We start from the raw sequence: 6,552 nt of genomic DNA on the forward strand, positions 1-6,552 counted from the left end.
CATGAGCGATGCAGACCAACAACCGGGGGGCAGGGAACTGACCGGCCGCAAGGTCCTGATGATCTTCATTGCCGGATTCGGCATCATCATCGGTGTGAACCTGTACATGGCATTCAATGCAGTCAGCACATTTCCGGGGCTGGAGGTGTCGTCTTCCTACGCGGACAGTCAGGATTTCAATCTGCGGCGCGATGCACAGGAGGCGCTTGGCTGGAATGCTTCGGTCGAGGTTGATGCCGAGTCCGGTGTGCTGACCCTGCTTCTGGTCGATGACAGTGGCCAGCCCGTCGCGCCTGCGGAATTCGAGGCGCTTCTGACCCGTCCCACCAACCGCCAGGAAGATCAACTGCTGGAGCTGACCCGGAACGCCGGAGCCTTTACCGCACCAGTTGAGGTGTCCGAGGGACGCTGGCGTCTGCGCCTGACCGGCACCGCCCGCGACGGCACCGACTACCGCCACAACATCACCTTCACCGTGCGGGGATAGGCCTGCCATGTCTGCCACGTTCGAGCATCCAAGCCCTGCCGTTTGCCCCGCCTGTTCCGTCACCCCTGCGGCTGAGGCGCTGGCGGCGGTGCCCCAGGACGCGCGGCTGATGCTGTCGCTGCCGGGCATCCATTGCGCGGCCTGCATCTCGACCGTGGAAAAGGAGTTGGCCAAGGCACCTGGTGTCCATTCCGCACGGGTCAACCTGACGCTCAAACGCGCGATGGTCGAGGCCGATGCAGACGTGACGGCAGAGGATCTCGTGCAGGTGCTGGACCGCGTGGGATATGAGGCGCACGAGCTTGACCCCGGCGTGTTGGCCACGACCGAGGCCGACCGGGCCAGCAAGGACCTGCTGATGCGGCTGGCCGTGGCAGGCTTTGCGATGATGAACGTGATGCTTCTGTCGGTCGCCGTCTGGTCCGGTGCCGAAGGCGTCACGCGCGACATGATGCACTGGATCTCGGCCTTCATCGTGCTGCCTGCGATCGTGTTCACCGGCAAACCCTTCTACGTGAATGCGTGGTCGGCGCTGAAGAACGGGCGGCTCAACATGGATGTGCCGATCACGCTGGCGATTCTGCTGGCCGTGGGCACGTCGCTCTATGAAACCATCCATTCCGGCGAACATGCCTATTTTGATGCCGCGATCTCGCTGACCTTCTTTCTGCTCGCTGGCCGGTATCTCGATTATCGCACCCGCGCCTCGGCTCGCTCCGCTGCGCAGGAACTGGCGGCAATGGAAGTACCCCGTGCGTTGCGCCTGTCTGCGGAAGGGGAAACCGAAACCGTGGGCGTCGCGGAGCTCGTCGTGGGCGACGTCGTTCTGGTCAAGCCCGGTGGCCGCGTGCCCGTGGATGGCGTGGTGCGCGAAGGCACCTCCGAGATCGACCGCGCGCTGATGACCGGCGAAAGCCTGCCCGCCTTTGCCGGGCCGGGCACGGCTGTGTCGGCGGGCGAGGTCAACCTGACCGGGCCGCTCACAGTGGAGGTGACGGCAGCAGGCGAAGACACCGCGCTGCACCGGATTGCAGACCTCGTCGCCATCGCGGAATCGGGGCGCAACAACTACACCTCGCTCGCCGATCAGGCGGCGAAGCTTTATGCGCCCGGCGTCCATATCCTCTCGGCGCTCGCGGCTGTGGGCTGGTATCTCTACACATTCGATCTGCGCGTGTCGCTGAACATCGCCGCTGCGGTTCTGATCATCACCTGCCCCTGCGCCCTTGGCCTTGCCGTGCCTGCGGTGACCACCGCCGCCTCTGGCCGACTGTTCCGCAAGGGGATGCTGATCAAGGACGGCACCGCGATGGAACGGCTGGCCGAGGTCGATACGGTGGTCTTCGACAAGACCGGCACCTTGACCATGGGCGCGCCGCATCCCGTGGGGCTGTCCGATCTGCCCGAAGAGGCGCAGGGCGTGGCTCTGTCGCTGGCCACAGTGTCCGGTCACCCGCTGGCCGAAGCGCTGGCCCGCGGCCTGCGTGACCTGGGCCGTTTGCCAGTGACACTGAGCGACGTGCGTGAAGTGCCGGGCTATGGCGTCGAGGGTCGCTGGAAAGGCAAGACCGTCCGCCTTGGCCGCGCCACATGGGTGGGGGCCGAAGCGCCCGACATGACGGCAACATTCCTTCAGATCGCAGACGAGCCTCCTGTGCCCATCACCTTCACGGACTCCATGCGACCCGGTGCGAAAGAGGCTGTTGAAGGGCTGCGGGCGAACGGTCTGCGCGTGATCCTGATTTCTGGCGACACCAAGGGCGCGGTGGATCGCTTCGCCGCGGAGATCGGCATCGACGAGGTCATGGCCGAGGCGCTGCCCGACCAGAAGGCCGCCCGTGTGGCGGATCTTTCTGCCGAGGGTGCCAAGGTGCTGATGGTGGGTGACGGGCTCAACGACACCGCCGCGCTGACGGCCGCCCATGTGTCGATCTCGCCGGCTTCGGCGCTGGATGCGGCGCGCGTGGCCTCGGACATGGTTCTGCTTGGCAAGGATCTGGCACCGATTGCCGATGCGTTCGCGACCTCGGTCAAGGCCCGCGCGCGCATCCGCGAAAACTTCTCGATTGCCACGGTCTACAATATCGTGGCTGTGCCCTTTGCGATTGCCGGATTCGCGACACCTCTGATGGCGGCCTTGGCGATGTCGGCAAGCTCGATTACCGTGTCGCTCAATGCGCTGCGCCTGCGCTGACCGGAAAGAAGGCCCCCGATGGATGTTCTCGTCATACTGATCCCCGTGTCCCTGTTCCTGGGCGCGCTTGGGCTGGTCGGGTTTTTCTGGCTTCTGAAGCGGGGGCAGTTCGACGACCCCGAAGGCGATGCCAACCGCATTCTGTCCGGCGACTACGACGACAAACCGAAAGGCTAGGCGCGGGGAAGGTTTTTGCAAAAACCTTCAAAGGATCTTGCAAGATCCTTCCCGCGCCACATGGCAAAGGAATCTCAGGGCCCGTAGGTCGTGCAGGTGATGTTCCGCGACATCAGCCGCGCGCAGGCCCGTTCCGCCTGTTCCTGCCCCATGCCCGCAAATTGCGCCTCGAAGCCGCCGGTGCGTTGCACGACGTTGCGCAAAGCATCATCGAACGTGCCCAGTTCCGCCAGGGCCGTGCGCAGCAGCAGCTGTTCGGCGGCGAAACGGGACGGGTAGCGCCCGAGCGACACACCGTAAAGCCGGCTGCCGGTCGATGAGGCCCGCGTGACGATCTCCTGCACGGGCGGTTCCGGGTCGGGGTCTATCACCGCAAGTTCGATTTCGGTCGAGTCATAAGCCACGATTTCCGGTCGCGGGACCGGCGCGATGCTTGCCAGCAGCGAGTCATCGCTGCCTTCTTCGATTTCCGTCTCCACTGCTTCGGCCTCCGCCAGGGCCTCTGTGCCCTCGTCATCGGTCTCTTCCAGGGGTGGCTCTGGCGCGATGGCCTCGCTCAGGTCTTGTTGCGGGGGATCGGCCAGGGCGTCTTCGACCGCTTCCTCGACAGCGGCGATCAGGTCCGGCGAAACCTCGGGAATCTCTTCGGGCTCGGCCACCGGCAGCGGTCGGGGAAGTGGTCTCAGGCTGCTCGTCACAAGGCCATTTGGCCGGATGGTGCGCCCGGCCCGGCCATCTCCCGGGCCATAGGAGGGTAATTCGGGTCGTCGGATCGTGGCATTGGCAGGGGCGCGGGCAAATCCCATGTCCAGAAGTTCCATGATCCGTTCATTCCGGCTGGCAGTGGACCGTCCGCCGAAGACGGTCGCGATGATGCGGACATTGCCCCGCTCGGCCGAGGCCACAAGGTTATAGCCCGCCGCGCGCGTGTAACCCGTCTTGATTCCGTCCGCCCCGCGATAGGCATCCAGAAAGCGGCGGTTCGTGTTGCGCACCGTGGCGATGCCCGCATCCGCAGTGCGACGGGAAAAGAGGTTATAGTATTGCGGATAATCATAGAAAATCCGACGTCCCATCGTGGTCATGTCGCGCGCGGTCGAAAGATGCCCCTCTTCGGTCAGCCCGTTGGCGTTCCGAAAGGTCGTGCGCGTCATGCCAAGCGCTTCGGCGGTCCGGTTCATCCGCCGGGCAAAGGCGGCTTCCGAACCCGAGATGGCCTCACCGATCGCGGTGGCCGCATCATTGGCGGATCGCACGGCGGCGGCCCGGATCAGATAGCGCAGGCGGATCGTGCTGCCTGCCTGAAGCCCGAGGCGAGATGGCGGCTCCGCCGCGGCATTTCGGGAAATGCGCACCTGCGTATCAAGGGTAATTTCGCCAAGCCGGATCGCCTCGAACGCGATGTAAAGCGTCATCATCTTGGTCAGCGAGGCCGGGTGCAGCCGTGTGTCGGCGTTCCTCGAATGAAGGACTTCACCGGTGCGTGCGTCGATGACCATGGCGGCATAGGGGGCGGCCTGCGCCGGGGAAACCACGGCCAGGATCGTGCTTAGTAGCACAACAAGACCCGTCAGGGTCGAAAGGAGCGTTCTTCGGATCACGAAACTGCTCTGTCTGCCTCTGATGCCGTCTGTCGCGGCAAATTGCGCCGTCTGATGCGGCTTTGAGGTGAGAGTAGGGGATAATTTCATAAGAATCCATCATTAACCGTGATTCAATTTGAGGTCATTTTGGGGCAACCGACATGTCGGGCCACGCGACGATCTGGCCGCAATATCTGCCCCCGGGCCTCTGGACCTGCCGGGGCCGATTGGGCACAGTCCCGCCGACCGCGAAAGGAGACCCCGATGAGCGACCCGTTTGATGCCAGAAAAGCCCGCGCCTCCGCCTGGTTCCGAGAACTGCGCGACCAGATCGTTGCCGCCTTCGAAGCGCTGGAGGACAGCCAGATCGAGGGTCCCTTAGCAGGCCTTCCAGCGGGCCGGTTCGAGGTGACGGAAACGAAACGCGCCTCCGACGACGGGTCCGATGCGGGCGGCGGGCTGATGAGCGTGATGCGCGGCGGGCGCGTGTTCGAGAAGGTGGGCGTGAACGTGTCCACGGTCTACGGCCAGCTTGGTGCGCAGGCGCAGAAGGCCATGGCCGCGCGGGGCGTGCCGGGGATGGAGGACGATCCGCGCTTCTGGGCCTCTGGCATTTCGCTGGTGGCCCATATGCAGAACCCGCACACCCCCGCAGTGCACATGAACACCCGCATGTTCTGGACGCCCCATGCCTGGTGGTTCGGGGGTGGATCGGACCTCAATCCCTGCATCGAGTATGACGAGGATACCGCCCATTTCCATGCCGTGCAGAAAGCACATCTCGACCCCCATGGGCCGGGGCTCTACCCCGAGCTAAAGGCTTGGGCGGACGAGTATTTCTTCATCCCGCACCGGGGCCGGGCACGCGGTGTCGGAGGGATCTTCATGGACGACCGCAACAGCGGCGACTGGGACGCGGATTTCGCCCTGACGCAGGATATCGGCCGCGCCTTCCTGCCCGCTTTCCTGCCAGTCACCGAAAAGCGCCGCAATACGCCCTGGACGGAGGAAGACAAGGATGCGCAGCTGATCCACCGGGGGCTCTATGCCGAATACAACCTCGTCTATGACCGGGGCACCAAGTTCGGGCTGGCCACGGGGCATGACGCGAACGCGGTGCTGATGAGCCTGCCGCCGCTGGCCAAATGGGTGTGATGATGCAGAAAACCGCGATAGTGACCGGGGCGGCGCGCGGAATCGGCCTCGCTACCACGAAACTCTTCCTCGAAGAAGGTCGCCGCGTCGCGATGATCGACCGCGACGTGCCCGCGCTGATGGAAGCCGCGTCTGGGCTGGAGAACGTCCTGCCCGTGGTCTGCGACGTCTCGCAGCCCGATCAGGTGACGGCCATGGCCGCTGAGGTTGAGGCGCAGTTCGGCCGGATCGACGCGCTGGTGAACAACGCGGGCGTGGCCGATTTCGGCCCCATCGACGAGACCGATTTCGAACGCTGGCGGCGGGTGATGGAAACCAATCTCGACGGGGTCTTCCTGTGTTCGCAGGCCTGCGCGACCGCGCTGAAAGCGGCGAAAGGCAGCATCGTCAATATCGCCTCGATCTCGGGGCTCAGGGCCTCGACCCTGCGTGTGGCCTATGGCACGTCGAAAGCGGGCGTCATGCACCTGACGCAGCAGCAGGCGGCGGAGTGGGGCGAATGGGGCGTGCGTGCCAACTGCATCTGCCCCGGGCCGGTGGCGACGAAACTGGCCATGGCCGTGCACACGCAGGACATCATCGACGCCTATCACGACGCGATCCCGCTCAACCGCTATGGCAGCGAAGAGGAGATCGGCAATGTCATCGTTTTCCTGTGCTCGGACAAGGCGAGTTATGTGACCGGCCAGGTGATCGCCGTTGATGGCGGGTTCCAGTCGACCGGGATCGGGCTGCCGTCGCTCAGGCTGTGATACGCGAAAAAACTGCCGGGCCAATGATGCCGCCGGTGTCTGCAAGGGGGGTGATTGATAAAAGAACGTGACGAATGGTGATTTTATGTGTTTTCTTGTCAGTTATCGGAGATGATTATTCTCATGAATTGACGGGAGAGCATTCATGCTTTTTCATCGCAACGGAAGTTTACAGAATTCGTCCTCGCGTATGTGGTCCTCATA

The 6,552-nt window shown here is 64.0% G+C and carries 6 protein-coding genes; 5 read left to right on the forward strand and 1 reads right to left on the reverse strand.

The features are described 5' to 3' along the window. The first annotated feature begins 1 nt into the window (after position 1). The 3 genes from EP237_RS21550 to ccoS are packed head-to-tail and all read left to right on the forward strand — an operon-like array spanning position 2 to position 2,858. Positions 2-487: a FixH family protein gene (locus EP237_RS21550; protein WP_127562894.1), complete on the forward strand. Its 486-nt coding sequence runs from the start codon at positions 2-4 to the stop codon at positions 485-487. 7 nt (positions 488-494) lie between these two features. Then, positions 495-2,681: a heavy metal translocating P-type ATPase gene (locus EP237_RS21555; protein ID WP_127562895.1), complete on the forward strand. Its 2,187-nt coding sequence runs from the start codon at positions 495-497 to the stop codon at positions 2,679-2,681. An 18-nt stretch (positions 2,682-2,699) separates the two neighbouring features. Further along, entirely contained in the window at positions 2,700-2,858 is a 159-nt protein-coding gene (gene ccoS, locus EP237_RS21560; protein ID WP_127562896.1) for a cbb3-type cytochrome oxidase assembly protein CcoS, read from the forward strand. 74 nt (positions 2,859-2,932) lie between these two features. Here the strand turns inward: ccoS and EP237_RS21565 are convergent, their stop codons facing one another. After that, positions 2,933-4,459 (reverse strand): D-alanyl-D-alanine carboxypeptidase family protein, encoded by a 1,527-nt coding sequence (locus EP237_RS21565; protein ID WP_420812541.1) that lies wholly within the window; start codon positions 4,457-4,459, stop codon positions 2,933-2,935. A gap of 246 nt (positions 4,460-4,705) precedes the next feature. On the opposite strand from EP237_RS21565, the gene hemF reads away from it, so the two are divergent. Together hemF and EP237_RS21575 are read left to right on the forward strand one after the other, a co-directional pair. Beyond that, complete coding sequence (hemF, locus tag EP237_RS21570; protein WP_127562898.1) at positions 4,706-5,596, forward strand: oxygen-dependent coproporphyrinogen oxidase; 891 nt, start codon at positions 4,706-4,708, stop codon at positions 5,594-5,596. Then, on the forward strand, positions 5,596-6,348 hold the full coding sequence (locus tag EP237_RS21575; protein WP_127562899.1) for an SDR family NAD(P)-dependent oxidoreductase: 753 nt from the start codon (positions 5,596-5,598) through the stop codon (positions 6,346-6,348). Before hemF ends, EP237_RS21575 begins: the two co-directional genes overlap by 1 nt. Positions 6,349-6,552 lie beyond the last annotated feature (204 nt).

The organism is Nioella ostreopsis (assembly GCF_004000255.1).
GTDB lineage: Bacteria > Pseudomonadota > Alphaproteobacteria > Rhodobacterales > Rhodobacteraceae > Nioella > Nioella ostreopsis.

What these genes read in the sequence shown, in the direction of transcription:
- hemF (WP_127562898.1), top strand. Translation starts at nt 4,706, where the DNA reads ATGAGCGACCCGTTTGATGCCAGAAAAGCCCGCGCCTCCGCCTGGTTC.
- EP237_RS21550 (WP_127562894.1), top strand. Translation starts at nt 2, where the DNA reads ATGAGCGATGCAGACCAACAACCGGGGGGCAGGGAACTGACCGGCCGC.
- EP237_RS21555 (WP_127562895.1), top strand. Translation starts at nt 495, where the DNA reads ATGTCTGCCACGTTCGAGCATCCAAGCCCTGCCGTTTGCCCCGCCTGT.
- EP237_RS21575 (WP_127562899.1), top strand. Translation starts at nt 5,596, where the DNA reads ATGATGCAGAAAACCGCGATAGTGACCGGGGCGGCGCGCGGAATCGGC.
- ccoS (WP_127562896.1), top strand. Translation starts at nt 2,700, where the DNA reads ATGGATGTTCTCGTCATACTGATCCCCGTGTCCCTGTTCCTGGGCGCG.